This window comes from Nocardia sp. NPDC060255 (genome assembly GCF_042727395.1).
Taxonomy (GTDB): domain Bacteria; phylum Actinomycetota; class Actinomycetes; order Mycobacteriales; family Mycobacteriaceae; genus Nocardia.
In genome coordinates, this window is sequence record NZ_JBHXAU010000001.1 from 403894 (window position 1) to 427268 (window position 23375).

The window sequence follows — 23375 nt, forward strand, 5'->3', positions numbered from 1 at the left end:
TCGCGTCCTACCGATCCCAGGTTTTAGCCGGGTCGAATCGGACAAAAGTCCGTTAACCTGGTCGAATGCGACGACCGCGCGCCATGGTGCTCGACGAGGTGTGGCGCAAGCTCGACGGCGTCGAACCGCTCAGCGGTCCGCACGGCGGGCCGTTGCGCCGCACGGTGAAGCTGATCCTGGATCCGCTGGTGATCCGGCCGGTGCAGCATCTGGCCTGCGCCGGGCCGATCGTGACGGCCGACGGCGCGGTGCTGCTGGCCGCGCGGGTGCACGCGGCGGCGGATGTGCTGCGCGCGACGGCGGCCTGGTTCACCGTGCTCAAGCAGGTGCGGCGGGCGTTGCGGATCACCGAGGGGCACCCGCAAGATCTGTACTTCCAACGGTGTTTCGAGCTGGCGACGACGTCGGGGATGCCGGATCCGTTGCGGGACAGGGCTATCGCCGAGGCGGCGTTGCGCGACGTGCACGAGTACGCGGCGGGCCGTACTACTCAGGCGTTGAAGAAGTATGTCGCCGAACGAACTCCGGAGCTTGCGAGCCTGGTCGAGGTCGCGTGGCGACGGCGGCCGCTGGCCGGTCCGGCGGGCGGTGACCACACCGGCGCGGTCGCCGAACTGCTCGACGCCTGTGCCGCGGCCCGGCTGGCACAGCGTCGAGACAACGGGCAGGCGGCACTGGACGCGCTGGTCGGCACGCACGCGGGGACCCATGCCGGCATACGACTGTGGCGGTCCGAACCTGGTTACGCCGCAGACGAACTGGGCCTCACCACGCATCCCGTGCCGCGGCCGCCCGCCATCGGTGCGTCGGCCTCGAAGTCCACCTTGGGCCTGCCGTTCGATCGCACCGTGTACGAGCGGGTGTTCACCGCGTTGCAGGCTTCCAGCGAACGCGCAGAGCTGCCGCCGATCCCGGAGCTGGTGACCACCGAGATCGCTCGGAGTTGTTCGCCGTGGGCGCTTTTGGACGAGACACTCCGGGTGACGGCGACGGCGGGCGTCGCCCTCGCGCGCGAGCTCGCGCCGATCGGGACCGTTCGGCGGCAACGTTCCGAAGTCGGTATGGCACGCTTGCCTGCGGGCGAGACTACCGCGCACCGAGTTGTCAACAGCCGCTGGCAACGTGAGGCCTACGTGTTGCAGGCCCGGCGGCTGGCGGTGCGCGCCGGCACCGAGTCGCCGCCGACCGGGCCGCTCGCCGCGATCGCGGCCGAGTTGTCCACACCGTGGCGCCCGTACCTGCGGCGGCTGTGGGTTCGCCTGCACGGGCGCGATGTTCGGGAGTTCGCGGTGGATGACCCGGATGAACTGTGGGATCTGCTCGACGGTGTGGCGCGCTCGGTCATCCTCGATCACCGGACGCGAGTCAAACAGGCATTGAGCGCGAGTGCGGCCGAATCGGATTCGACGGAATCGAGGGCGAGCTGATGAACGGCACGGTGCGGCTGCGGCGGGCCGCCGACGGGCTCTTGGTCATCGCGCCCGACGGTGCGCCGACCGTCCTCGACGGTGCGCCGGAGATCGACGTGCTGGTGCTCGAGGCGGCGGGCGGGCATCTGACGTGGAGTCTGCTGGACGGACCGGCACTTCCGGCCGCGGTGATCGATGACGTGAAGCCGGCCCAGGACTGGCTGTGGGCGGTCTTCGGCGAGGAGGTCGCGCTCGCGGTCGACGCGGGCGAGACCGGCGAACTGACCGCCGCGCCCGGCTTGCCGGAGCTCGTCACGAGCGCGTGGCGGCTCGGGTACGCGCACTGGGCGGCGCGGTGGTGGCCCGCATCAATCATCGATGGCATTGCGCCACTGGACGATCGGCTGCTGCTGGACGACATCGCGACGCTGTCGGAGGAATGCGAGATGATCGTCGACGGCGCGGACGAGCCGTTCGAGGTGGCCGAATCGCACGACCGGATACCGGAGGCGCGCGGCCGCGCGGAGGACTATGCCCTTGCGGCGGGACCGGCGGGGACAACGCCGCCAGGCGCCTTGGTGCTGGCCAGGGGCAGCGGCGGCTGGGATTGGCGCCGCTGCCCACCGAAGCTGCTCGACGCCTCCGAACAGGCCGTGTCATGGGAAGTGTTGCGCCAGAACGGAAGTACGACGGTCTCGGTGCGCGCGGTCGCCGCGCCGCAGAGCCACTTTCCCGCATACCTGCATCCGCATGCGCTGGTCCGCACCAGCGCCGGAACCGCCGACGCGGCGCTGACCCTGGCCGGTGACATGTGGACTACCGAGGTGCCCGCACCCGAAGGCGCGGAATCCGCAGTGACCGTTGCGATCTACGTGCCGGGTGTCGGCGCTGACAGCTCGGAACACGGCGGCCCGGCGGTGCGCCAACGGATACGCGACCTCGCTGTGCAGCGCCTGCGCCGCGCGGCCGATCCCGCAGATGATTCCGGCGACGCGCCATTGCTGGCCGAAATAGACGCTGCTGCTTCAGATTCGGACTTCTGAAATGACCGACGAAACACCCGATGACGGCCGCGCTCTGCTCGCCGCAGGCGCAGACGCCTACACCCGCGGCGACACCGCCGGAGCGCTGCGCATCTTCGAGGACGCCGCCCGCACCACCACCGGCAGCGTCCGCATCGGCGCCATCGTCAACGCGGCGAGCATGGCGGACGAACTCGGCGATCACGCCAGATCACTCGGCCTGTACCGCGAAGCGCTCGCCGCCATGCCCGAGGACGCCCCGCGACTGCGCCCCAACACGCTGGTCAACATGTCGCAGGCGTTGCAGCACCTCGGCGAACTCGACGCGGCGCAGCAAGCATTGGAGCAGGCACGGGAGTTGCTCGCCGACGACACCGAGCAGGGCGTGCTCCGGGTGGCCTGCCTGCTCTCGTTGACCGCGGTCGCCCTGCATCGCCAGCACTGGGCGCACGCCGCCGAGCTCGCCACCGAATCCCTGGACGCGGCATGGCGTTTCGCGCCGCAGCTGGCCGGCCACCCGCTGATGAACCTGGCCGCAACGTATTTCGAGACCGGCCGCCGCGACCTCGCGGTCGACTTCGTCCAGCAGGCGCTCGCCGCGTTCGAGGCGGCGGGCGACCGCAACGCCGTCGCCGAGACCCAGCAGAACCTCGCAACCATGCTGGTCCGCACCGATCGCCTCGACGAGGCCGAGGCGCCACTGCGCGCGAGCCAGCAGTACTTCGAGCAGGCCGGGCTCGGCTACCGCGCCGGAATCGGACTCAAGACACTGGCTTTCCTCGCCGAGGGTCGCGACGATCTCACGCAGGCACAGGAGCTCTACAGTCGCGGCCTGGCCTATTTCATCGAATCCGGTGCGGTGCTGGATGCCGCCGACCTGCGCATGCGCCTGTCCACGGTGGCGTTCAAGAGCGGCAGGTACGAGGAGTGTGAGGCGTTGCTCGCCGAGGCCTTCGACGCGTACGCCGAACGTGGTCTCGGGTTGCACTGTGCCCAGCTCGATTACTGGCATGCGACGCTGCTGGAAGGTGCCGTCGCGGACTCGCCCGAACTGCTCGCCCAAGCGGTCGGCGTCGCCGTCCCGGCCGCACTGGCCATCGACGCGGTGCGCTACACGCTGCCCAACGGCAACCAGCGCGACCAGTGGAACCGCCAGATCGCCGACCCCGCTATGCGATTGGCCTTCCGCTTCGCCTACCTGTCCGGCAACGGACTGCTGCTCGCCGACCTGATCGAAACACAGTGTGCGGGAACAACCTTGAATATCGATAGATCCGACGACCGCCCCGCGGTCCGGCTGCCGCTCGAACTCCTCGATCCCCCAGCCGATCTCGCCGAGCGCCCGGGAGCCAGCGCGCTCCAGCTGGGCGCGGCGCTCGCCGAGGTCGCGGCCAGCGCGGGCCTGCCGGTCTCCCCGCCGCCGCGCCTCGCCCTGGCCGCCGAGGGACGAATCGCGTTGGCCCCCTACATCGCCGCAGCCGAACAACGCTACGGCCGAGTGATCCGAGACAGCCGGGTACTGACCGTTTAACGCCGCCCCTACCTAGAGGTAGGAGATTTCACGCTCAGACCGCAACCGAACCAACCGCCCGAAGGAGGTGACCCGATTGTCTGACATCCTCAACACGTGTGTGGCCGCGCTCTGCCACAGCCAGAATCACCCTGGCAGCGTTCCGGTCCCGACAGTCGGTGTATCCACAGTCGTGGCACCGGAAGGTTCGTTCCCCGAGTTCGAGTCGCTGCTTGGCTCTCGCGAAACAACTCGAACACGTCATGCTCGTATAGGCGGGCCGCACCAACACCACCCTCCGGCCAGCCCGCACACCACGCTCGACCAACTCCCGCTTCGCCGCACCGATCGCCGCATCAGCCGCCTTACGCGCCATCGTGGACTTCGCCAGAAATATTGGCTTGAAGTCCTCCACCGCGATCACATCATGACGGTCGACAACACTTTTCGCCCAGACCCGCGAATCGTGCTCGGTTTGCCGGGCCGCCTTCTTGTACAGCTTCGCGGCCACCCGAGCGGCCCCGTGATACCCACTCGACTGCGGACCGCGCGTGCTGTGCCGCCTGGCCATCTTGCGTTGCGTCCGAGCCAGTTCCGCCGCGCAGCGGGTGCGGTAGCCACGATAGGGAAGATCGAACGCAGGATCGGTCGTGGTGGCCGTAGTGCGCACACCCCAGTCGATGCCGATACCGCCTTCAGTCATGGCAGCGGGTTCGATGGCACGACGCACGACAAACGACGCATACCAATGTCCGAGCGAATCCCGAGTGATCCGCACACTGCTCGGCTCGGACGGCAGGTCCCGCGACCACACCACCGGGACATTGATGCCCTTGGCCAGCACCAGCCACCCATCGCTGATACGGAATCCGCGGCGCGTGTACGCCAACGACACCCGAGCCCTCTTGCGAGCCTTGAACACCGGCCGACCACGACCCTTGACGGTGAACGATTGAGTGAGCGCTTGCGCGTAGGTCCGCAACGTCTGCTGTTGCGCGACCTGCGACCCTACCCGCAACCACGTGTTCTGGCGGCGAGCCCCGGTCAGCAGCCTATTCAACATACCGAAAGTCGGCTTGTTGCCCGACTTCTGCTGGTGGACAGCCTCATTCCACAAGAACCGGCAGCGATGCCACTCAGCCAGAAGAGCAGATTCCGCAGTGCGGCCCGGCCGCAACCGAAAGCTGTACCGCACCACCTCTTCCATGACTCATAACCTAGCCCGCACCACCGACACAGAATCGAGGACAGCGCTTCCACCCCTCATGAACGACGGGTTGTCCGCGCCAATACATCTGATGACGCAAGAACAGCCGACCGTCGTGGTGCGTATGGCGGACGCGGGAGACGTGTACATGTCCTGGCGTTGGATCGGGGACACCGCGCCACGCGGTGCCGCGATGCTGCCGGGCGAACCGGTAGTGGAGGCCGTGCGGCGGCTGTCCGACGCCCTCCCGCATCCAGCCGAGTCTGGTGGGCTCGAACGCGCCATGACCACCGGGGCCTTCGCTGAGCTCGGCACCGAATACCTTGTTGCCCAGGCTCTTTCTCGTGCGTTGTTGCCCCATGCGCTGGCCGCCCAGCTGTACGAGCTGTACCAACGCGGCATCCGCCCGCACATCCGACTACAACCGTCGCCGCGGGCGGCCCAGGTGCCGTGGGAGATCATCGCTCCCGGCCCGGAGGCCCGCCTGATCGACATCGCCGACGTCAGCCTGCTCGCACCGGCCAGCATCGTGCACGCGCCGGGCCGCACCGCGCGCACCTGGTCCGCGACGCACCGGGCACCCGTTGTCGCCGTGCTGGATCCGCGCGTTCCCGGTTTTCGCGCCGACTCGATCCTCGGCTCGGTGCTCGGCCGCATGTCCGCGAATGCCCCACTCACCCAACGGATCGCCGAGTACGCGGCACAGGATCGCCTGCGGCCCGCGGTGCTCGACCCGACGGAGGTCTTCCGCCGGACCGATATCGACCGCACCTGGCTGAGCACAGCATTACGCGACGGCGCGAGCCGCCTGATCTACGTCGGACATGTCACCGCCGCACCGCCCGAATCCGGCCAGAGCGAGGACGCCGAACTCCATCTGGCCTGCACCGCGGACACCCTCGGCTTCGTCGGCCCCACCCGCGGCCATCGCCCGTTGTCCGCCAAGGACTTCCTGCTCGGCACGCACACCCTCGCGCCGGAACCCGCTGACGGCCGGGACCTTTGGCCGATCCCGAGCCGAGTGGCCCTGATCGCCTGCGAGAGCGGCGGCGACCTGCGCTTCACCGAGGCACTCGGACTGACCGCGGCGATGATCAACGGCGGCGCCGAGCTGGTGACCGCCAGCCGCTGGCCGCTGCCCACCGACCTCGCTTTCCACCGCATCGCGAGCGCGCCGCCCGACGCCCACCCGCTGCACCAGGCCATCTGCGCCATCGACGCCGCGCACGAACAGCCGGACCCGGTCGCCGCGCTCGCCGCATGGCAGCGCGAACGCCTGCACGCCTGGCGCACCGAACGCACCATCGAGCATTCGCCGCTGCTGTGGTCGGCGTTCGCCACGCTGTGCGCCTGAGTCAGCCACGGGCGCCTGAGTCAGCCACGGGGCGCCTGAGTCAGCCACGGAGGCCGCGGTCCACCGAGGGATGCACGCCGAGCAGGTCGAGCATCTCCGAGATGGACATCGCCCGGAATTCGGTCGCGCCCGCGTAGCCGGGTCGCGCCGCGTCCGCCAGTTCGGCGTAGAGGTGCAGGCGGTCATAGTCGGCCATCGACATGATGACCGCCACTTCGGTGCCGTCGTCGGTGATCACGGCGTCTTCGCCGGTCGCTATTACGTCGCGGACAACGGCGGTGATGTCGGCGGACAGCTCGTGGAGATTGCGTGTGTTCGTGTTGGGCATGCTCCGCATTCGGAGCGGCCTGCCCTTTTGGATCGGAGTTTCACCGTCTTGTCAGCGCGACGATCGGAATTGTCCGGTCGGTTTTGGTTTCGTGGTCGGCGAAAAACGGATAGAGCTGCTTCAACATGGTCCACATGTGGTCGCGTTCGGCGCCGGTGAGCGGGGTGCCGAGGGCGTCGTATTCTTCGTCGCCGACTTCGACGGTCACCTCGGGATTGCTCACCAGGTTCTGATACCAATCCGGATGCGCCGGGGCACCGATGTTCGAGGCGATGACCAGCAGGCGGTCGCCGTCGAGATGGAACATCATCGGCGTGGTGTGCGGTTTGCCGGTGCGGCGGCCGATCGTGGTGAGCAGCACGAGTTTGTCGCGGTGCATGCCCTCGATCTCGCCGCCCGCGCGGAATTGGGTGATGGTGGTGCGGTTGATTTCTTTGACGTCCATGAACTCGCCTCCGGTGCGTAGACCTTGTAGTCCACAATTCACCCCCGGCGGTGCTGTGTCAGGGGAACGGCCGCGTTAGGTGCGGTGCGCGAGCAGGTGCTGCATGATCAGCCGGGTCAATTCCTCGGGTGCCTGCTCCGGGATCCAATGCGAGACTTCCTCGAGCATTTCGAATCGATATGGCCCGGTCACGTGCTTTTCGGTGGCCAGGGCCGCGGTGGAGCCGATGGAGCTGTCCTCGGTGCTCCACACGTACAGCGTCGGCACCGAAACCGGTCCGGTCGGCCCGGACAGGTGCATCGCCCGATACCAATTCAGGGCCGCCGTCAGCGCCTCCGGCTGCGAAAGGCGATGGACGTATTCGTCGATGCGTTCCTCCGGGATCTTCCATTCGAAGATCTTCCGCAGCCCGGCCCCCTCGTCCATGAGCAGCGCCCGCTCGGCCACCCGTGGCTTGCGCAGCAGCGAAAAGTATTGCGACCGTTGCGCTTGATCCTCGTCCTCGATCATCGCCCGCAGGAACGCGGCGGGATGCGGCAGCGACACCGCGGTGAAACTGCGGATCCGTTCCGGAATATCCGCCGCTGCCGCCCACCCGACATAAGCCCCCCAGTCGTGCCCGACCAGATCGAAGCGCTGCCAACCCAATTCGTCGGCGATCGCGACGACATCGCCGACCAACTCGTCGAGCCGATAGTCGGCGACCTGGTCCGGCCGCACACCGGGCGAATACCCCCGCTGATCAGGCGCCACCACGTGGCACCCACCACCACCGAGCGCGTGCAGCTGAAACTCCCACTCGATGGCCGCCTCCGGAAAGCCGTGCAGCAGCATGACTTCCCGTCCCCCGGCATCGCCACTGGACAGCGCATCGAACGTCCCAGCAGCGGTAGGAATCTTGATTGCCTCGATCACGGGGTCGACTCTAGAACCTCACACCAACTTCAGTGCTCGTCGTAGTGCCCGTCGTGGGCGGCGTGGCGGTGGCCGTCGTGCACATAATCGACGTGATCGCCGTGCTGGACGGTGTCGTGGCCGCAGTCGGGGCCGTGCTCGTGCGCGTGATCGGTGTGTTCGGCGTGGCCCTGCGGCTCGCACTCGTCGTAGTGGCCGTCGTGTTCGCGGTGCAGGTGACCGTCGTGCGCGTAATCGACGTGATCACCGTGCTCGATCACCGCGTGCCCGCAACCCGGGCCGTGCGCGTGATCGTGCGCGGTGTGCTGCATATGTGCCGTTGTCATCAGATCTCCCTCTTTCCAAGCGTGGACAGATGGATATGTGAGCGCAGACACATTAACAGATGCGCATCAATGCGAGTTAGCCGAGGGTGCGCTACAACACCTGGGAAAGGAAGCGCTGCAGGCGCGGCGTCTCGGCGTTGTCGAACAGCGCGTCGGGCGTGCCGGTCTCCACCACCTGCCCCTCGTCCATGAACACAACCCGGTCGGAAACCGTTCGGGCGAAGCCCATTTCGTGGGTGACCACGACCATCGACATGCCACCGGCGGCCAGGTCGGCCATCAGCGCGAGCACGCCCTTGACCAGCTCCGGGTCCAGCGCCGAGGTGGCCTCGTCGAAGAACATCACCTCCGGCTTCATGGCCAGCGCGCGGGCGATGGCGACCCGCTGCTGCTGCCCGCCGGACAGGTTGGCCGGCCGCGAGTCCAGCTTGTCGGACAGCCCGACGATCTCCAGCTGCTCCGCCGCCACGGCACGCGCCTCGTCCTTGGACAGTCCGCGCAGCTTGCGCGGGCCGAGCGAGACATTGTCGGCGACGGTCTTGTGCGGGAACAGGTTGAAATGCTGGAACACCATGCCGATGCGCTGGCGCAGCTTGTCCGGGTCCTCGGTGAGCACCGACTTGCCGTCGAGCAGCACATCGCCCTGGTCCGGCTCGTGCAGCCGGTTGAGCACCCGCAGCAGCGTCGACTTGCCCGAGCCGGACGGGCCGATGACCGTGGTGGTCTTGCCCGCGTCGACGTGGATGTCGATGCCTCGAAGGATGTGGTTGTGCCCGAGCTTCAGGTGCAAATTGGTTCCGGTGAGGGAGGCACTCATCTATCCGCGCCCTTCCGTGATCGTGGCGGCCTCGACCGGATCGATCGGCCGGTCCGGCCTGCCGGTGCGCATGCGGCGGTCGATGTAGTTCACCAGGTGGGTGAGCGGGATGGTCAGCAGCAGGTAGACCAGGCCGGCGGCCACCAGCGGGGACAGGTTGCCGGTCTGCGCGTTGAGGTCACGACCGACCGCGAACAGTTCGCGCTGGGTGGCGAGCAGGCCGAGGAAGTAGATCAGCGACGAGTCCTTGATCAGCGCGATGAACTGGTTCATCAGCGCGGGCAGCACCCGCCGGACACCCTGCGGAATCACCACCAGCGTCATTGCCTGCCGGTAGCCGAAACCGATCGCGCGAGCCGCTTCCAGCTGACCGGCTTCGACCGACTGGATGCCGGAACGGAAGATCTCGCCGATATACGCCGAGGCCAGCAATGCCAGCGCTACCGCGCCGAGCCAGTACGGGTTGCTGCCGGTCACGTTGCGGACCACCGGGCCGATGCCGAGGCCGATCAACAGGATGATCACCACCGCGGGCAGGCCGCGGAAGATGTCGGTGTAGACCCGGGCGGGCCAGCGCAGCCAGCGGGTCCGGGCGATGCCCGCCACCGCGAGCAGCATGCCGAGGATGGTGCCGAGGACACCCGAAACCACCGCAAGGATCAGGGTATTCGGCAGACCGGTCTTGAACAGGTCGGGAAAGGCCTTGCGGTACAACGACCAGTCGAAGAACGTGTCCTTCAGCTGCTGCAGCGTTGATTTCGGCGCGACCACCGTGGTGTCGGCCGGTTTGTGTTCCGCCGCAATGGCGGCGAAGTCCGGCAGTTGCGGCAGCTGCGCCGCCTTGGAGCCCGGCTTCCAGCCCGGCGGCAGTTCCCGCGGCACCCAGTCGCTGTAGAGCTTGGCGTAGGTGCCGTCCGCGATCACCGCGTCGAGGCCGCTGTTGAGCGCGTCGGTCAACGGCTGGTTGTTCTTGGACACCGCCCAGCCGACGAAGTTGTCCAGGCTGAAGGTGTTCTGCACCACCGCCGTTCCGTCACCCGGCTTGATCGCGCCCTCGGCCTGCGCTGACGGCGCCACCCAGGCGTCGACCTGGCCGGACTTCAGGTTGGCGTAGGCGGTGTTGTAATCGGGGAACTTCACCGGATCCAGGTGCAGCGTGTTGATCACGTACTCGTCCTGCACCGTGCCCTGCACCACCGCGATCCTGGTGCCGCGGTTCAGGTCCGAAAAACCTTTGATGCCACTGGAATTGGGGGCGACGAGGGAGAAGTACCCGAAGTCGTAGCCGTTGGTGAAGCCGACCAGCTGGCGGCGCGCGTCGGTGGTGGTGATGCTCGACGACCCGACGTCGAAGCGGTTACCCGCCACCTGCGCGAGCAGTCCGGCGAACTCGGTGCCCGAGAACTCCACCTGCAGGCCGAGTTTCGTGGCGATCGCCTTCAGCAGCTCATTGTCGAAGCCGGTGAAGGTGCCCTTGCCGTTCACGCAGATGCTCGGCGGCGCGTCCGACAGCGTGCCGACGCTCAGCTTGCCCGGCGTGATCAGCCCGAGCTTCGAGGTGTCGATCGAGGACACCGGCGCGGTGCTCGCCGTCGTGTACTTGTCCGCGCCCGCGGTCTGCGCGGAGGCCAGGTTGGTCGGCGCGGCCGACGCCGCACTCACCCCCGGCGGGGAACACAGGTTGCGTTCCGAGGACGCATCATCGGAGCCGGAACCACACGCCGTGGCCGCGAGACCGACAGCAAGCAATATCACGGCGATCAACGCACGAGACCGCACAGCGGGCAGACCAGCCATGATGAAGAACCCTAGCCGCGACCAAGTGTTAACTCGCAGCTACCCCGCCGCCGACGTTGCGTCACCTGGAATGCGACAAGTCGGACCAGCGGCGACAGAGTTCGGATCAGCGTGATCCGAATTCGGCGGCACGGGGGCGTACCCCGGTCGGCAATTCAGATCAGGCCGGATCCGGCAGCACATCGCCGGTAGGCGCCGACTCGCCGCGAGCCTGGTCCGACTATTAGCGCAAGGGTTAGGCGAGCCCGCTGACCTGCTCGGGGTTCACTTCGTCACGCCAGCGGATCGCTCGCTCGACCTCGCTCAGGTCGTAACCCGGGCCACTGACGCCGACGGTGAACAGCGAAACACCGGCCTCGACGAGAGCCGACGCCTTCTCGACGCCCGGCCACTGCACCGAGCGCTCGATCCGCGCCTCGTCGGTGCCGACCGCGGCGCAATGCTCGGCGAGCACCTTGTTCTTGCGCGCGAGCGAGTCGAGGTCGGCGAACGTGTGCCACATGTGCGCGTACTCGGCGACCAAGCGCAGCGTCTTCTTCTCACCACCGCCGCCGATCAGGATCGGGATCTCGCGGATCGGCTGCGGGTTCAGCTTCTTCAGGCGGGCGCTGAGCCGGGCCATGTTCTCCTTCAGCAGCGCGAGCCTGGTGCCGGGCGTGCCGAACTCGTAGCCGTACTCGTCGTAGTCCTTCTCGAACCAGCCCGCACCGAGCCCGAGGATGAGCCGGCCGTCGCTGATGTGGTCCACAGTCCGCGCCATGTCGGCGAGCAGATCCGGGTTGCGGTAGCCGCCACCGGTGACCAGCGCGCCGATCTCCACCCGCTCGGTCTGCTCAGCGAAGGCACCGAGCATCGTCCAGCATTCGAAGTGCGCACCCTCGGGATCGCCACTGAGCGGAAAGAAGTGATCCCAGTTGAAGACGACGTCAACACCCGCATCCTCAGCCCGCAGTACCGCATCACGAATCAGCCCATACTTGGGCGCATGCTGCGGCTGCAGTTGAACTCCGATACGAACCGGTCGGCTCATGAAACTCTCCTCGTCGCTCGGATTTGGTCCCCCGAACGAGGCTACCGGCGCTGACAGTATCCGGCCGGGGCTCTCGGCAATCCGATCCGCCATCGAGAGGCGTTGCGCCCTCTGCACTTCGCGCGAACTCGAGCATTTCGAGCGGGAAACGAGCAGATCTAGTAATGTCGCCGGTCAACCCTTACTCGGATCGTCCGGCACGTTCCTGCCGGTGATGGGATGTGATTTGTCATGGCCACAGTGACCTTCGACAGCGCGACCAGGCTCTACCCTGGTTCGACCAAACCCGCTGTCGACCAGTTGAATCTGGAAATCGAAGACGGCGAATTCCTGGTCCTCGTCGGCCCGTCGGGCTGCGGTAAGTCGACCTCGCTGCGCATGCTCGCCGGGCTGGAGGACGTCAGCGACGGGCGCATCCTGATCGGCGCCAAGGATGTGACGCACGCCGAACCCAAGGAACGCGATATCGCGATGGTGTTCCAGAACTACGCGCTCTACCCGCACATGACCGTCGCGGAGAACATGGGCTTCGCGCTGAAGCTGGCCAAGGTCGCCAAGGCCGAGACGCAGAAGCGGGTGCTCGAGGCGGCGCAACTGCTCGACCTGGAGCCGTACCTGGATCGCAAGCCGAAGGCGCTGTCCGGCGGTCAGCGCCAGCGCGTCGCGATGGGCCGGGCGATCGTGCGCCAGCCGCAGGTGTTCCTGATGGACGAGCCGCTGTCCAACCTGGACGCGAAGCTGCGCGTGCAGACCCGCACCCAGATCGCGCAGCTGCAGCGCAGGCTCGGCACCACCACCGTGTACGTCACGCACGACCAGGTCGAGGCGATGACCATGGGCGATCGGGTCGCGGTGCTCAAGGACGGCCTGCTGCAGCAGTGCGCGACGCCGCGCGACCTGTACCAGGACCCGGTCAATGTGTTCGTCGCAGGCTTCATGGGCTCGCCCGCGATGAACCTGTTCACGCTTCCGGTGTCCGACGGTTCCGTGTCGCTCGGCGGGCACGTGCTGCCGCTGCCGCGCTCGGTCATCGACGCGGCCGAGGGTTCGGTGTCGGTCGGCATCCGCCCCGAGCACTTCGAGCTCGGCAACGGGGCCGGCTCCGGCATCGAGATGGAGGTCGACGTGGTCGAGGAGCTCGGCTCCGACGCCTACATCTACGGCCGCACCACCTCCGAAGGCAACGCCGTCGGCGAAACCATTGTGGCGCGCGCGGATTGGCGCAACCCGCCCGCCAAGGGCACCCGGGTCCGCCTCTCCACCGACCCGCAACACACCTACTTCTTCTCCGCCAAGGACGGCCGCCGCCTGCACTGAGCCCCGCTCAGTCAGCACAAGCCACCGAGCCCGGTCCGCAATGGACCGGGCTCGGTCATTTCCGCACCTCACAAAGGTCAGCGCGCCAACCACCCGGCAAAGCGCCGAGTCAGAAACGGCATGATCACCCACACCATCGCACCCACCGCCACCGGCACAATGCACGCCAGTCGCAACGGCGTCGGCAGCGGTTCCAGCAGCGGAGCCGTCACCGTCACCAGAACGGTGAGCATCGGGTAGAGCCCAATAAGCGTCAGCAGCCAGAACTTCCATTTCGCCGGATGCCGGTCGCTCGTCGCTACCGCAACGTGCTCTACCGACTCAGCCTGCGCAATTTCCTTCGTAGCAAACACTTTTCACTCCTCTGCGCTCGCGGTAAGTCCGCCGTCACAGAGAAGACGACGTAGCTCCCGCACCTGTGACATCGAACTGCACCGAGCTCGCCTTTGTTCCGATCGACGCTCGAGCGCCGCAAATCGGGTCGACCGCCGATCCCGTTCGCACTGGCTTACCGGATAGCGGCGCAGGCGAACCGCCATGTGGCGCTTCGAGAGTGGGCGTTCAGCGCTTGGTCTTGCGGGTGCGGCGGGAGTCCAGGTAGTCGTCGTTGACGCGGATGCCCAGTTCTTCGAGGGCTATCTCGCGGCCGGAGTCGCTGCGGACTTGGACGCGGACGGGGGAGCCGGTGGATTCTTCGACCAGCAGGAGTGGGGGTGGGCCGGGTTGGAGGTAAGTGTCGCCCCACTGCATCAGGGCCAGGACTACGGGGAGTAGGTCGCGGCCCTTGGGGGTGAGGATGTATTCGTGGCGGGTGCGTTTGCCCTGCTCCTGGTAGGGCTGCTTGGTGAGCAGGCCCGCTTCGGTGAGTTTGCGGAGCTGGGTGGCGGCCGCGGCGTCGGTGATGCCGACGCGGTGGGCGAAGCCGTCGAAGCGGGTGGTGCCGTAGTAGGCCTCGCGCAGGATGAGCATGGTCGAGCGGGTGCCGACGAGTTCGATCGCCTTGGCGATCGAGCAATCCGTGGTCTGCCACGAGCTCAGATCGGCCAACGGTCCTTCCATCACTGCTGCCATGACCAACATCATACCCTTGCTGACTTGTCTCGACTATCGTCAGGTGTAACCTGACTATGTGTTGATAGAGCCAGGCAAGGCCGCCCGGTTCTCGGTCCGAAAGGAAGCACGATGAGAGACGCGGTAATTGTCGAAGCGGTACGCACTCCGATCGGCAAAGGCAAGCCGAACGGCGCGCTGCATGACGTCAATGCGGTGGATCTGCTCGCACACAGCCTGCGCGAAGTGGTCGATCGCAGCGGCATCGATCCGGTGCTGATCGACGACGTGATCGGTGGCATCGTCACCCAGGTCGGCGAGCAGGGCGCCAACATGACCCGGCGCGCGGCACTGGCCGCCGGGTATCCCGAATCCGTCCCCGCGACCACGGTGGACCGGCAGTGCGGCAGCAGCCAGCAGGCGATCCACTTCGCCGCCCAGGGCGTGATCTCCGGGGCCTACGACATCGTCGTGGCCGCCGGTGTCGAATCGATGGGCCGAATCCCGATGGGCGCCAACCTGATCGGCTCCGAGGATGTCTCCGGCGTCGGCTTCGCCGCACGTTATCCGGAAGGCCTGGTGCCGCAAGGGATCAGCGCTGAACTGATCGCCGCCAAGTGGGGCCTGACGCGCACCCAGCTCGACGAGTTCGCCCTCGGCAGCCACGAAAAGGCCGCGCTGGCAACGAAAAACGGCCTGTTCGCCAACGAGCTCGCGCCGATCAACGGACTGAGCACCGATGAGGGTATCCGGGTCGGCAGCACCCTCGACTCGCTCGCCAAGCTGCGCCCCGCCTTCTATGACGAGGCGATGTCCGCCCGGTTCCCGCAGATCGGCTGGGAGGTGACCGCGGCGACCGCGAGCCAGGTCAGCGACGGTAGCGCCGCGGTGCTGATCATGACCAGCGAACGCGCGAAGGAACTCGGACTGAAGCCGCTGGCCCGGCTGCACAGCTTCGCCGTCGTCGGCGACGATCCGCTGCTGATGCTCACCGCGGTGATTCCGGCGACCCGAAAGGTGTTGCAGCGCGCGGGACTCCAGATCTCCGACATCGATCTGTTCGAGGTGAACGAAGCTTTCTCACCGGTCGTGCTCGCCTGGGCCAAGGAGACCGGCGCCGACCTCGCCAAGGTGAACGTCAACGGCGGCGCCATCGCCATCGGCCACCCACTCGGCGCCTCCGGCTCCCGCCTCGCCACCACCCTGGTACACGCCATGCAGGACCGCGGCGCCCGCTACGGCCTGCAAACCATGTGTGAGGCAGGCGGTTTGTCGAACGCCATGATTCTCGAACGCCTCTGACCCGAACCGGCGCCCATCGCGAGGTGGGCGCCGAGTCAGATCGACGCGAGCACCAGCGCGATCAGAAATCCGGCCACCCACGACTCGACGATCAGCGGCACCGCGATCAACGGCGTCCACCCGATCGGCCTGCGCGCCCGCACCTTGCGCACCATCAACCAGACCGCCCAGATCACCGATGCCGCAATCCCTCCCCAACCGACGACCTGCGCCACCGACAGGTATCGCCATGCCCCACCGTCCGGGTCGTCTCGCGCCACCACCTCGTAAAGCGGCACGAACGACGCGATGAACCAGGCGAAGGCGACCGTCATCAACGACCCGAGCCCCGCGCGTACGAGGTCCGGCACACGCTCCGGTCGTTCCCACGCCATACCCCAGGATGACCCGCGCCCACCTACCGCGCAGCCCGCGCGCAAAGTCGCACGCCGGGCACACGTTGCTGACGGTCCACGCGTGACGGGTGCGCCGAGTATCAGTGCGCGCATGAAATTGCTTGGCGCGCACGAGTTTGCCGACGATTCCGTGCGCAGCGGCACAGTTCGTGCGCGGGATGGGTCAGTGACCGGTGTAGACCTGGGAGGCGAGGGCTACGCCGCCGGCGAAGGAGGCGACGATCAGGAGGGCGGCTAGTACTGGCCAGTACCACATGTGCCGGCGCTTCAGGCCGGCCACGATGATCATTACGAGGGAGCCGACCAGGGCGAGAGCGGTGCCGCCCCAGGAGACGATGAAGGCGGCGCCGAGGTAGCTGTCGTTGCAGTTGTTGGTGCCGCACGCGTCGGTGGCGAAGGCGAAGAAGAGGGTGGCGTAGGCGGCGAGTAGGCCGAGCAGCGCGGCGCAGGAGTACAGCACGATGGTGAGGACCAGGTCCCAGGTCCGCTGTTGCGGCTGTGGCGTCGGCTGCTGCCATTGCGGCTGTTGCCACTGCTGCTGCGTTGTCGGGTAGTAGGTCATGTACTCAGCATCGCGATCGACCGGCGTGCGCAGGACCGCAAAACTACTCAGACCGCATGGGGAGAATTCGGCAAACAGCTGGTCAGGCGACCGTTGCCGGAGCGAAGCCCGAACCTGGCAGCGCCCGTTAAGCTGGGCGGCGATGACCGATCACGTTGTTGAGAGCATCGTCTACGCGATCCCGATGCGCACCCGGTTCCGTGGCATCACCGTGCGCGAGGGGATGCTGATCCGAGGGCCGCTCGGGTGGGGCGACTTCTGTCCGTTCACCGAGTACGACGATCGGGAGGCGGCCGGATGGCTGGCCACCGCGCTCGAACAGGTGACGGTGGGGTGGCCGGAACCGGTGCGCGATCGGATTCCGATCAACTGCACGGTGCCTGCGGTCGATCCGGAGCGTGCGCACGCGATTGTCGCGGGGTCGGGGTGTGGCACCGCGAAGGTGAAGATCGCCGATCATCCCGATTCGCTCGCCGAGGATCTCGCCAGGGTCGAGGCGGTGCGGGACGCGCTCGGTCCGAGTGGGGCCGTTCGGGTGGACGCCAACGCGGTCTGGGATGTCGAGACCGCCGTCGCGCACATCGCCCGAATCGACAAGGCCGCAGGCGGTTTGGAGTACGTCGAACAGCCCTGCCGGACCATTGAAGAACTGGCCGCGGTCCGCCGCCGCGTGGACGTCCGCATCGCCGCCGACGAATCCATTCGCCGCGCCGAGGACCCGCTGCGGGTCGCCGTCGCGGGCGCTGCGGACATCGCGGTGCTGAAATGCACTCCGCTGGGCGGTGTTCGACGCGCGCTGCGGGTGGCCGAAGCCGCCGGCCTCCCCTGCGTGGTCTCCTCAGCCCTGGAAACCAGCGTCGGCCTGGCCGCGCAACTCGCCCTCGCCGGCGCGCTCCCCGAGCTCGACTTCGCCTGCGGGCTCGGCACATTGTCGCTGCTCACCGGTGATGTGGTTGTCGATTCACTGCGCCAAGTCGACGGCTATCTGCCGGTACCGAGAACTCCGCCGCAGCCTGATCCGGCCCTGGCTGAGCAACACCGGCAGCGCGACCCCGACCGAACCGCGTGGTGGCAGGACCGACTGGGCCGAGTCCTCCGACTGGTCGAGTTCACCCAAGAACGGAACTGAGCAGCCGCACTTTATCTCGGGATCTGCACTGTCTATAGGGCCCTAGAGAGAGTGCAGATCCCGAGTAAAGGTGCAGATCGTGGGATCAGTCAGCCGAGGCGGACACCGCAGCCCAGCAGCGTCGCGCGCAGCACCAGGGCGGCTTCCGGGCCGATGATGCCGTCGACCAATTCCAGGTAGCGGGTGCAGAATTCGGGGCCGTGCGGTGCGACCGAGCCGGGGTCGGGCTCGAGATGATGCGCCATTTCGTGCAGCACTACGAGTTCGCGGAGCGCCCACGCGGTGCCGCCGGTGTGCAGCGGCACGGCGAGGACGGCGTCGGCGGCCTCGTAGTGGGCGGCGGTCGCGCCCGCGCGCGAGCGGACCCGGACCGAGGTGCTCGCGCGATCCCATTGGGCCCGAACCCAATTGAGGGCAAGCACCTTGTCGGCGTAGCTCTGCACGGAGTCGACCGAGGCGAAACGACGTTCGATCGGCAACGTGAGGTGCGAACCGTACAGCTCGACCATGCGACTGCCATGCTCATCGGCACGGTCGAACATCCCACGCACCAACTGCTCGGCGTCATATACCTTGGCGCGCTGCGTATCTCGTACGCTCATGACTCCGCCTCGCCCGCACTCGAAGGCAGCGGGCGCGCACCGCATCTCAGGTGCGCTAGCTGCCGCACGCTCACAACTCCCCCTCGCCAGCGCTCAGCTGCGTCGTACACGCAGGCGCACTGCGCCTCAGGTTCACACGCTGACACTCGCTCACAACTCCCCCTCGCCAGCGCTCAGCTGCGTCGTACACGCAGGCGCACTGCGCCTCGGGTTCACACGCTGACGCTCGCTCACGAATCCCCCGCGCCAGCCACTCGACTTCGCCGCACGAAAACGCGCACTGTGCCTTAGGTTCGTCCGCTGACGCTCGCTCACGAATCCCCCTCGCTGACGCTCGGTTCCGTCGTGCCGGAGTGCGCACTGTGATTTCGGTTCACTCGCCGGCGCTCGGTCACGAGCATCGTCCACAAAAGACACCGGCGCGACCCGAGTCAGCCCGCCCCCGCGCGCCTGTTGAAAGACACGCCGCAGTCCATTCCGAATTCCCGCGTCCTCCGACCCGGCACGGGAAATCCGCAGCACTCACGCCGACCCGTTGGTCGAACCACGCGACTTCCGCGTCAATTGCCCACGCGCCGCACCGAGTTCGGGCGAGGTGCCGAGCCGAGCCGCCTTACCGGCCCGGTCCCCCGCGCGCCGCGCCGCCGCCGAATGTCCGGCCGAGGCCTGCGGCCCGCGCCAGGTCCCGCGCGCTTCGGAGGTGCTGGTGTAGAAGTCGGTGAGCTCGATCTCCTTGTTGCGCAACGCGAGCGCGGTGCCTGCCCCCGCGGTGTCGCCGGGCACCACCTCGGCTTCGACCTCCGCCTTCACCGCGGCCAGCCGCTGCCCGATCCGCGCGGCGAACGCCATCTGGAAGTTCAACCGCGCGGTGACACCGGCGACCGGGGCCTGCACCCGCCGTTGTACCTTGCGTCCCCAGCGCTTTTCGGTGACCACCTTCTCCACCGTCGCCGAGCGGTACTGCCCGGACTTGATGTATTGATCCGAGGCCCGCACCATCTGCACGAGCAGACTGGCGTACAGCGCCTCGCAGGTGTCGATATCGGAATCGAAACCGTAGGCGTACACCTGGGTCGAGGTGCGAGCGACATCGCAGCGCACATCATTGGCGTGCGCGATGGCGACGAACAGTTGGACGTAGGTGCGCAATCCGCGCTTGCCCGGCTCGCCGATCGGAATGATCCGCTGAATCGGCGTCGGCCTGCGCTCACGTCCCGCGATGTGCGCACGCGCCACCGTCAGATCGATGGACGATCTGGTCGCGAGTCGCTGGGCCGCGGCGAGAAACGCCTCGGCCTCGTGCTCGTTGTCGGTCGATTCGGCCTGGCGCAGCAGCCCGCCGATGCGGGTCAGCATCCGCTCGGGAACCGGGTTCGGCGATGTCATCACACGCCAGAGTAGCGAGGACTTCCCGCCACAATCCCGCGAGTCACTCCCACACCATGTATCTTGCGTTGTGCAACCGGCAGGGTGTGCTAATGCTCACGATCGACTTGGAGTGTCCGCGATGGCTGTGAAAAAGGTGTCGTCCCTACGAGCGTCGCTCGTACCGAAGGCCGCGTTCGCGGCCGTCTCGGTCGCGTTGCTGGCGGCGACGTTCACCAGTTCCTGCTCCAGCGACAGCGGCGGGAGTCCGACGAGCCAGAACCTCAGCGGGCGCGGGCCGATCACCTACGTCGAGGGCAAGGACACCACCGAGACCGGCGCGGTCAAGCAGCTCATCGAGCGCTGGAACGCGTCGCACCCGGACGAGCAGGTGACGTTCAAGGAACAGTCGAACGACGCCTCGCAGCAGTACGACGACCTGGTCGAGCACATGCGGTCCAAGCAGTCCACCTACGACGTCGTCGCCCTTGACGTGCCGTGGACCGCCGAGTTCGCCGCGAAGGGCTGGATCCAGCCGCTGAAGGATTCCTTCGCCATCGACACCTCCGCGCTGCTCTCCCCGCCGGTCGCCAGCGCCACCTACAACAACACGCTGTACGCGGCGCCCCGGAACACCAACGGCGGCCTGCTGTTCTACCGCAAGGACCTGGTGCCTAACCCGCCCAAGACCTGGACCGAAATGATGGCCCAGTGCCCGATCGCCAAGGCGCAGAACATCGGCTGCTACGCCGGGCAGTTCGCGCCGTACGAGGGCCTGACGGTGAACGCGGCCGAGGCGATCAACGCCTACGGCGGCAGCTTCGTCGGCGCCGACGGCAAGACCCCGACCGTGAACAGCCCGCAGGCGCGCGCCGGACTCAAGGTCCTGGTCGACGCCTACAAGGACGGCAACATCCCGCAGGAAGCGATCACCTTCAAGGAGCCGGAGAGCAGCAGCGCGTTCTCGCAGGGCAAGCTGATGTTCCTGCGTTCCTGGCCGTCCACCTACGGTGACGTCGGCGGCGACGCGTCCTCGGTGAAGGACAAGTTCGGTGTCGCCCCGCTGCCCGGCGAGAACGGCGTCGGCGCGTCCACCCTCGGCGGCTACAACGCGGCGATCAGCGCGTACTCCAAGAACAAGGCCACCGCGCTGGACTTCCTGCGCTTCCTGATCAGCGAGGACGCCCAGCACATCGTCGCCTCGGGCGCGCTGCCCTCGGTGCGCGCCTCGATGTACGACGACCCGGCGCTGATCGCGAAGATGCCGTACCTGCCCGCGCTCAAGGATTCCATCGCCAGCGCGGTGCCGCGTCCGGTCACGCCGTTCTACCCCGCGGTGTCGAAAGCCATCCAGGACAACGCTTATGCTGCGCTCAAGCAGTCCAAGTCCGTCGACGACGCGATCATCGGGATGCAGAAGGGCATCGAGACCGCGGGATCGTAGGCGGATAGCGCAACGGACCCGACGAGACCCGTAGGAGAGAGAAACGGTGTCGGATCCTTCGGGAGCGGCCAGCACTGTGCCGAGTGACGAGTTCCTGCCACGCAAGCGTGGCCTCGGCGAGACCCTGGCTTCGGAAATGCGGCGCTCGGGCAAAGCCTGGCTGTTCGTCACGCCGGTGCTGCTGGCGCTGGCCGTGGTCATCGGTTATCCGGTGATCCGGGCGCTGTGGATGTCGTTCCAGAAGGATTCCGGTTTGGACCCGGCGACGGGCATGTTCGTCGAGGGCGGCGGCGCGGGCATCTCGAACTACACGCACTGGCTGCTGCAGCAGTGCCAGGCGGGCGGTGAGACGGTCAGCTGCCCGACCGGCAACCTCGGTTCGCAGTTCTGGCTGGCGATCGGCGTCACGCTGTTCTTCACCGTGATCACGGTGACGCTGGAGGCCACCCTGGGCCTCGGCTTCGCCATGGTGATGGGCAAGACGTTCAAGGGACGTGCGCTGCTGCGCGCCGCGGTGCTGATTCCGTGGGCCATCCCGACCGCGGTGACCGCGCGGTTGTGGGAGTTCATGTTCCAGTACGACGGGGTGGTGAACCGGGTCCTCGGCACGCACATCCTGTGGACCTCCGACGCGTGGCCCGCGCGGTTCGCGGTGATCGCGGCCGACGTGTGGAAGACGACACCGTTCATGGCGTTGCTGCTGCTGGCCGGGCTGCAGGTGATCCCGGCCGACGTGTACGAGGCGGCCAGGGTCGACGGCGCCTCGGCCTGGCAGCGGTTCACCCAGATCACGCTGCCGCTGCTCAAGCCGGCACTGCTGGTCGCGGTGCTGTTCCGGACGATGGACGCGCTGCGCATGTACGACCTGCCCGCGATCATGACGCTGAGCAACCCGTCCACCAGGGTGGTGTCGATCCTGGTGGTCGATCAGGTCCGGCAGGGTCCGAACAGCGCGGCCGCGCTGTCGACGATCACCTTCCTGATGATCTTCGCGGTGGCCTTCGTACTGGTGAAGGTGTTGGGCGCCAACGCAGTCCGCACTCAGGAAGAACAGCGGGAGGCGCACTGATGTCGGTTCGGACTGCTGAAAAGCCTGCCGCACAGGCCGTTTCGTGGACGCAGCGGCTTCGGTCGGTACGGCTGTACGTCGGTGTCGCCATCGTGCTCGTGTGGGGGCTCGGGCCGTTCTACTGGATGACGGTCACCGCGTTCCGCGATCCCGCCTACACCTTCGACAGCACGCCGTGGCCGACGCATGTCACCTTCGAGAACTTCCGCAACGCGTTCGACACGAGTCGCGGCAACAACTTCGGCAAGGCGCTGGCCAACAGCGTGATCATCGGCTCGGCCACCACCGTTGTCGCGCTGGTCCTCGGTGTGATGGCCGCATACGCGCTGGCCCGGCTCACCTTCCGGGGCAAGTACATCGTGTCCGGGCTGATCCTCAGCGCGTCGATGTTCCCGGTGGTCGTGCTGGTCACCCCGTTGTTCCAGCTGTTCACCAATATCGGCTGGATCGGCAAGTACCAGGCGATGATCGTCCCGAACATCTCGTTCGTGCTGCCGATGACCGTCTACATCCTCGCCTCGTTCTTCGCCGAGCTTCCCTGGGAACTCGAGGAGGCCGCGCGGATCGACGGCGCCACCAAGCTGCAGGCGTTCCGGCTGGTGATGCTGCCGCTGGCGGCGCCCGCGGTCTTCACCACCGCGATCCTCGCGTTCATCGCCGCGGTGAACGAATACCTGTTGGCCCGACTGCTTTCCAGCGGCAGCACCGAACCGGTGACCGTCGCGGTCGCCCGGTTCTCCGGCAACGATCCGCTGGTCGAGCCCTACGCCGCGATCATGGCCGCCGGCGTGATGGTGTCGATCCCGCTGGTCATCATGGTGCTGCTGTTCCAGCGTCGCATCATCTCCGGCCTCACGGCGGGTGGCGTCAAGAGCTAGAAACACCGCTCAGCGCACGTTTTTCCGGCAATAGCCGGAATTACGATGTGCCGCATCGGCCCGGTGATAGCATCGCGGGTCACCCACGGCGCGAGTAAAGTC

The 23375-nt window shown here is 67.2% G+C and carries 24 protein-coding genes; 10 read left to right on the forward strand and 14 right to left on the reverse strand.

Going from position 1 to position 23375, the window contains the following annotated elements; translation table 11 throughout:
• Positions 1–83 precede the first annotated feature (83 nt).
• From ACFWF1_RS01965 to ACFWF1_RS01975, 3 genes are read left to right on the forward strand one after another with little or no spacing between them, the layout of a single operon-like run.
• On the forward strand, positions 84–1427 hold the full coding sequence (locus ACFWF1_RS01965) for a hypothetical protein (protein WP_379283421.1): 1344 nt from the start codon (positions 84–86) through the stop codon (positions 1425–1427).
• Positions 1427–2452: a hypothetical protein gene (locus ACFWF1_RS01970; protein WP_379283395.1), complete on the forward strand. Its 1026-nt coding sequence runs from the start codon at positions 1427–1429 to the stop codon at positions 2450–2452. The genes ACFWF1_RS01965 and ACFWF1_RS01970 overlap by 1 nt, the downstream gene beginning before the upstream one ends.
• A gap of 1 nt (position 2453) precedes the next feature.
• Positions 2454–3962 carry a tetratricopeptide repeat protein gene (locus ACFWF1_RS01975; RefSeq protein WP_379283394.1) on the forward strand — a complete coding sequence of 503 codons (1509 nt, stop codon included), beginning with the start codon at positions 2454–2456 and terminating at the stop codon, positions 3960–3962.
• A gap of 34 nt (positions 3963–3996) precedes the next feature.
• On the opposite strand, the gene ACFWF1_RS01980 is transcribed toward ACFWF1_RS01975, so the two are convergent.
• Positions 3997–5148: an RNA-guided endonuclease InsQ/TnpB family protein gene (locus tag ACFWF1_RS01980; protein WP_379283393.1), complete on the reverse strand. Its 1152-nt coding sequence runs from the start codon at positions 5146–5148 to the stop codon at positions 3997–3999.
• Positions 5149–5239: 91 nt separating this feature from the next.
• Here ACFWF1_RS01980 and ACFWF1_RS01985 point away from each other — a divergent pair, with 91 nt between their 5' ends.
• Positions 5240–6502: a CHAT domain-containing protein gene (locus ACFWF1_RS01985; protein ID WP_379283392.1), complete on the forward strand. Its 1263-nt coding sequence runs from the start codon at positions 5240–5242 to the stop codon at positions 6500–6502.
• Between the two features lie 40 nt (positions 6503–6542).
• Here the strand turns inward: ACFWF1_RS01985 and ACFWF1_RS01990 are convergent, their stop codons facing one another.
• From ACFWF1_RS01990 to ACFWF1_RS02020, 7 genes are all read right to left on the reverse strand, one after another.
• Positions 6543–6830, reverse strand: a complete 288-nt coding sequence (locus ACFWF1_RS01990) for a type II toxin-antitoxin system Phd/YefM family antitoxin (RefSeq protein ID WP_379283391.1) — start codon at positions 6828–6830, stop codon at positions 6543–6545.
• A gap of 40 nt (positions 6831–6870) precedes the next feature.
• The gene (locus ACFWF1_RS01995; RefSeq protein WP_379283390.1) at positions 6871–7275 is read right to left on the reverse strand and encodes a nitroreductase family deazaflavin-dependent oxidoreductase; all 405 of its coding nucleotides are present in this window, start codon (positions 7273–7275) and stop codon (positions 6871–6873) included.
• Between the two features lie 75 nt (positions 7276–7350).
• On the reverse strand, positions 7351–8190 hold the full coding sequence (locus tag ACFWF1_RS02000; protein WP_379283389.1) for an alpha/beta fold hydrolase: 840 nt from the start codon (positions 8188–8190) through the stop codon (positions 7351–7353).
• Positions 8191–8219: 29 nt separating this feature from the next.
• Entirely contained in the window at positions 8220–8516 is a 297-nt protein-coding gene (locus tag ACFWF1_RS02005) for a hypothetical protein (protein ID WP_379283388.1), read from the reverse strand.
• Between the two features lie 91 nt (positions 8517–8607).
• On the reverse strand, positions 8608–9333 hold the full coding sequence (locus ACFWF1_RS02010; RefSeq protein WP_379283387.1) for an amino acid ABC transporter ATP-binding protein: 726 nt from the start codon (positions 9331–9333) through the stop codon (positions 8608–8610).
• Positions 9334–11130 (reverse strand): ABC transporter substrate-binding protein/permease, encoded by a 1797-nt coding sequence (locus ACFWF1_RS02015; protein ID WP_379283386.1) that lies wholly within the window; start codon positions 11128–11130, stop codon positions 9334–9336.
• A 235-nt stretch (positions 11131–11365) separates the two neighbouring features.
• Complete coding sequence (locus tag ACFWF1_RS02020) at positions 11366–12160, reverse strand: LLM class F420-dependent oxidoreductase (RefSeq protein ID WP_379283385.1); 795 nt, start codon at positions 12158–12160, stop codon at positions 11366–11368.
• 231 nt (positions 12161–12391) lie between these two features.
• Here ACFWF1_RS02020 and ACFWF1_RS02025 point away from each other — a divergent pair, with 231 nt between their 5' ends.
• Positions 12392–13477, forward strand: coding sequence for an ABC transporter ATP-binding protein (locus tag ACFWF1_RS02025; protein ID WP_379283384.1), 1086 nt, complete (start codon positions 12392–12394; stop codon positions 13475–13477).
• 77 nt (positions 13478–13554) lie between these two features.
• Here ACFWF1_RS02025 and ACFWF1_RS02030 read toward each other — a convergent pair whose 3' ends face one another.
• Both ACFWF1_RS02030 and ACFWF1_RS02035 read right to left on the reverse strand, forming a co-directional pair.
• The gene (locus ACFWF1_RS02030; protein WP_379283383.1) at positions 13555–13830 is read right to left on the reverse strand and encodes a hypothetical protein; all 276 of its coding nucleotides are present in this window, start codon (positions 13828–13830) and stop codon (positions 13555–13557) included.
• Positions 13831–14038: 208 nt separating this feature from the next.
• On the reverse strand, positions 14039–14560 hold the full coding sequence (locus ACFWF1_RS02035; protein ID WP_379283382.1) for a winged helix-turn-helix transcriptional regulator: 522 nt from the start codon (positions 14558–14560) through the stop codon (positions 14039–14041).
• A 99-nt stretch (positions 14561–14659) separates the two neighbouring features.
• Between ACFWF1_RS02035 and ACFWF1_RS02040 the strand changes: the two genes are divergently transcribed.
• On the forward strand, positions 14660–15829 hold the full coding sequence (locus tag ACFWF1_RS02040) for a thiolase family protein (RefSeq protein ID WP_379283380.1): 1170 nt from the start codon (positions 14660–14662) through the stop codon (positions 15827–15829).
• A gap of 35 nt (positions 15830–15864) precedes the next feature.
• Here ACFWF1_RS02040 and ACFWF1_RS02045 read toward each other — a convergent pair whose 3' ends face one another.
• Together ACFWF1_RS02045 and ACFWF1_RS02050 are read right to left on the reverse strand one after the other, a co-directional pair.
• Positions 15865–16203: a hypothetical protein gene (locus ACFWF1_RS02045; protein WP_379283379.1), complete on the reverse strand. Its 339-nt coding sequence runs from the start codon at positions 16201–16203 to the stop codon at positions 15865–15867.
• A 184-nt stretch (positions 16204–16387) separates the two neighbouring features.
• Positions 16388–16786 (reverse strand): hypothetical protein, encoded by a 399-nt coding sequence (locus ACFWF1_RS02050; protein ID WP_379283378.1) that lies wholly within the window; start codon positions 16784–16786, stop codon positions 16388–16390.
• 142 nt (positions 16787–16928) lie between these two features.
• Between ACFWF1_RS02050 and ACFWF1_RS02055 the strand changes: the two genes are divergently transcribed.
• Positions 16929–17915 carry an o-succinylbenzoate synthase gene (locus ACFWF1_RS02055; RefSeq protein WP_379283377.1) on the forward strand — a complete coding sequence of 329 codons (987 nt, stop codon included), beginning with the start codon at positions 16929–16931 and terminating at the stop codon, positions 17913–17915.
• A gap of 89 nt (positions 17916–18004) precedes the next feature.
• On the opposite strand, the gene ACFWF1_RS02060 is transcribed toward ACFWF1_RS02055, so the two are convergent.
• Both ACFWF1_RS02060 and ACFWF1_RS02065 read right to left on the reverse strand, forming a co-directional pair.
• On the reverse strand, positions 18005–18517 hold the full coding sequence (locus ACFWF1_RS02060; protein WP_379283376.1) for a TIGR04338 family metallohydrolase: 513 nt from the start codon (positions 18515–18517) through the stop codon (positions 18005–18007).
• A 522-nt stretch (positions 18518–19039) separates the two neighbouring features.
• Positions 19040–19903 (reverse strand): DUF2786 domain-containing protein, encoded by an 864-nt coding sequence (locus ACFWF1_RS02065; RefSeq protein ID WP_379283375.1) that lies wholly within the window; start codon positions 19901–19903, stop codon positions 19040–19042.
• Positions 19904–20024: 121 nt separating this feature from the next.
• Between ACFWF1_RS02065 and ACFWF1_RS02070 the strand changes: the two genes are divergently transcribed.
• From ACFWF1_RS02070 to ACFWF1_RS02080, 3 genes are read left to right on the forward strand one after another with little or no spacing between them, the layout of a single operon-like run.
• Positions 20025–21326, forward strand: a complete 1302-nt coding sequence (locus ACFWF1_RS02070; RefSeq protein WP_379283374.1) for an ABC transporter substrate-binding protein — start codon at positions 20025–20027, stop codon at positions 21324–21326.
• A gap of 46 nt (positions 21327–21372) precedes the next feature.
• On the forward strand, positions 21373–22395 hold the full coding sequence (locus ACFWF1_RS02075) for a carbohydrate ABC transporter permease (protein WP_379283373.1): 1023 nt from the start codon (positions 21373–21375) through the stop codon (positions 22393–22395).
• Entirely contained in the window at positions 22395–23273 is an 879-nt protein-coding gene (locus ACFWF1_RS02080) for a carbohydrate ABC transporter permease (protein ID WP_379283371.1), read from the forward strand. The genes ACFWF1_RS02075 and ACFWF1_RS02080 overlap by 1 nt, the downstream gene beginning before the upstream one ends.
• The last annotated feature ends 102 nt before the right edge of the window (positions 23274–23375 follow it).

Coding starts and splice junctions, on each gene's coding strand:
- ACFWF1_RS02035 (WP_379283382.1), bottom strand. CDS start 14,560: ATGATGTTGGTCATGGCAGCAGTGATGGAAGGACCGTTGGCCGATCTG.
- ACFWF1_RS02005 (WP_379283388.1), bottom strand. CDS start 8,516: ATGACAACGGCACATATGCAGCACACCGCGCACGATCACGCGCACGGC.
- ACFWF1_RS02045 (WP_379283379.1), bottom strand. CDS start 16,203: ATGGCGTGGGAACGACCGGAGCGTGTGCCGGACCTCGTACGCGCGGGG.
- ACFWF1_RS02040 (WP_379283380.1), top strand. CDS start 14,660: ATGAGAGACGCGGTAATTGTCGAAGCGGTACGCACTCCGATCGGCAAA.
- ACFWF1_RS02020 (WP_379283385.1), bottom strand. CDS start 12,160: ATGAGCCGACCGGTTCGTATCGGAGTTCAACTGCAGCCGCAGCATGCG.
- ACFWF1_RS01985 (WP_379283392.1), top strand. CDS start 5,240: ATGACGCAAGAACAGCCGACCGTCGTGGTGCGTATGGCGGACGCGGGA.
- ACFWF1_RS01980 (WP_379283393.1), bottom strand. CDS start 5,148: ATGGAAGAGGTGGTGCGGTACAGCTTTCGGTTGCGGCCGGGCCGCACT.
- ACFWF1_RS02055 (WP_379283377.1), top strand. CDS start 16,929: ATGACCGATCACGTTGTTGAGAGCATCGTCTACGCGATCCCGATGCGC.
- ACFWF1_RS02015 (WP_379283386.1), bottom strand. CDS start 11,130: ATGGCTGGTCTGCCCGCTGTGCGGTCTCGTGCGTTGATCGCCGTGATA.
- ACFWF1_RS02025 (WP_379283384.1), top strand. CDS start 12,392: ATGGCCACAGTGACCTTCGACAGCGCGACCAGGCTCTACCCTGGTTCG.
- ACFWF1_RS01965 (WP_379283421.1), top strand. CDS start 84: ATGGTGCTCGACGAGGTGTGGCGCAAGCTCGACGGCGTCGAACCGCTC.
- ACFWF1_RS02010 (WP_379283387.1), bottom strand. CDS start 9,333: ATGAGTGCCTCCCTCACCGGAACCAATTTGCACCTGAAGCTCGGGCAC.
- ACFWF1_RS02050 (WP_379283378.1), bottom strand. CDS start 16,786: ATGACCTACTACCCGACAACGCAGCAGCAGTGGCAACAGCCGCAATGG.
- ACFWF1_RS02060 (WP_379283376.1), bottom strand. CDS start 18,517: ATGAGCGTACGAGATACGCAGCGCGCCAAGGTATATGACGCCGAGCAG.
- ACFWF1_RS02080 (WP_379283371.1), top strand. CDS start 22,395: ATGTCGGTTCGGACTGCTGAAAAGCCTGCCGCACAGGCCGTTTCGTGG.
- ACFWF1_RS02070 (WP_379283374.1), top strand. CDS start 20,025: ATGGCTGTGAAAAAGGTGTCGTCCCTACGAGCGTCGCTCGTACCGAAG.
- ACFWF1_RS01975 (WP_379283394.1), top strand. CDS start 2,454: ATGACCGACGAAACACCCGATGACGGCCGCGCTCTGCTCGCCGCAGGC.
- ACFWF1_RS01990 (WP_379283391.1), bottom strand. CDS start 6,830: ATGCCCAACACGAACACACGCAATCTCCACGAGCTGTCCGCCGACATC.
- ACFWF1_RS01995 (WP_379283390.1), bottom strand. CDS start 7,275: ATGGACGTCAAAGAAATCAACCGCACCACCATCACCCAATTCCGCGCG.
- ACFWF1_RS01970 (WP_379283395.1), top strand. CDS start 1,427: ATGAACGGCACGGTGCGGCTGCGGCGGGCCGCCGACGGGCTCTTGGTC.
- ACFWF1_RS02065 (WP_379283375.1), bottom strand. CDS start 19,903: ATGACATCGCCGAACCCGGTTCCCGAGCGGATGCTGACCCGCATCGGC.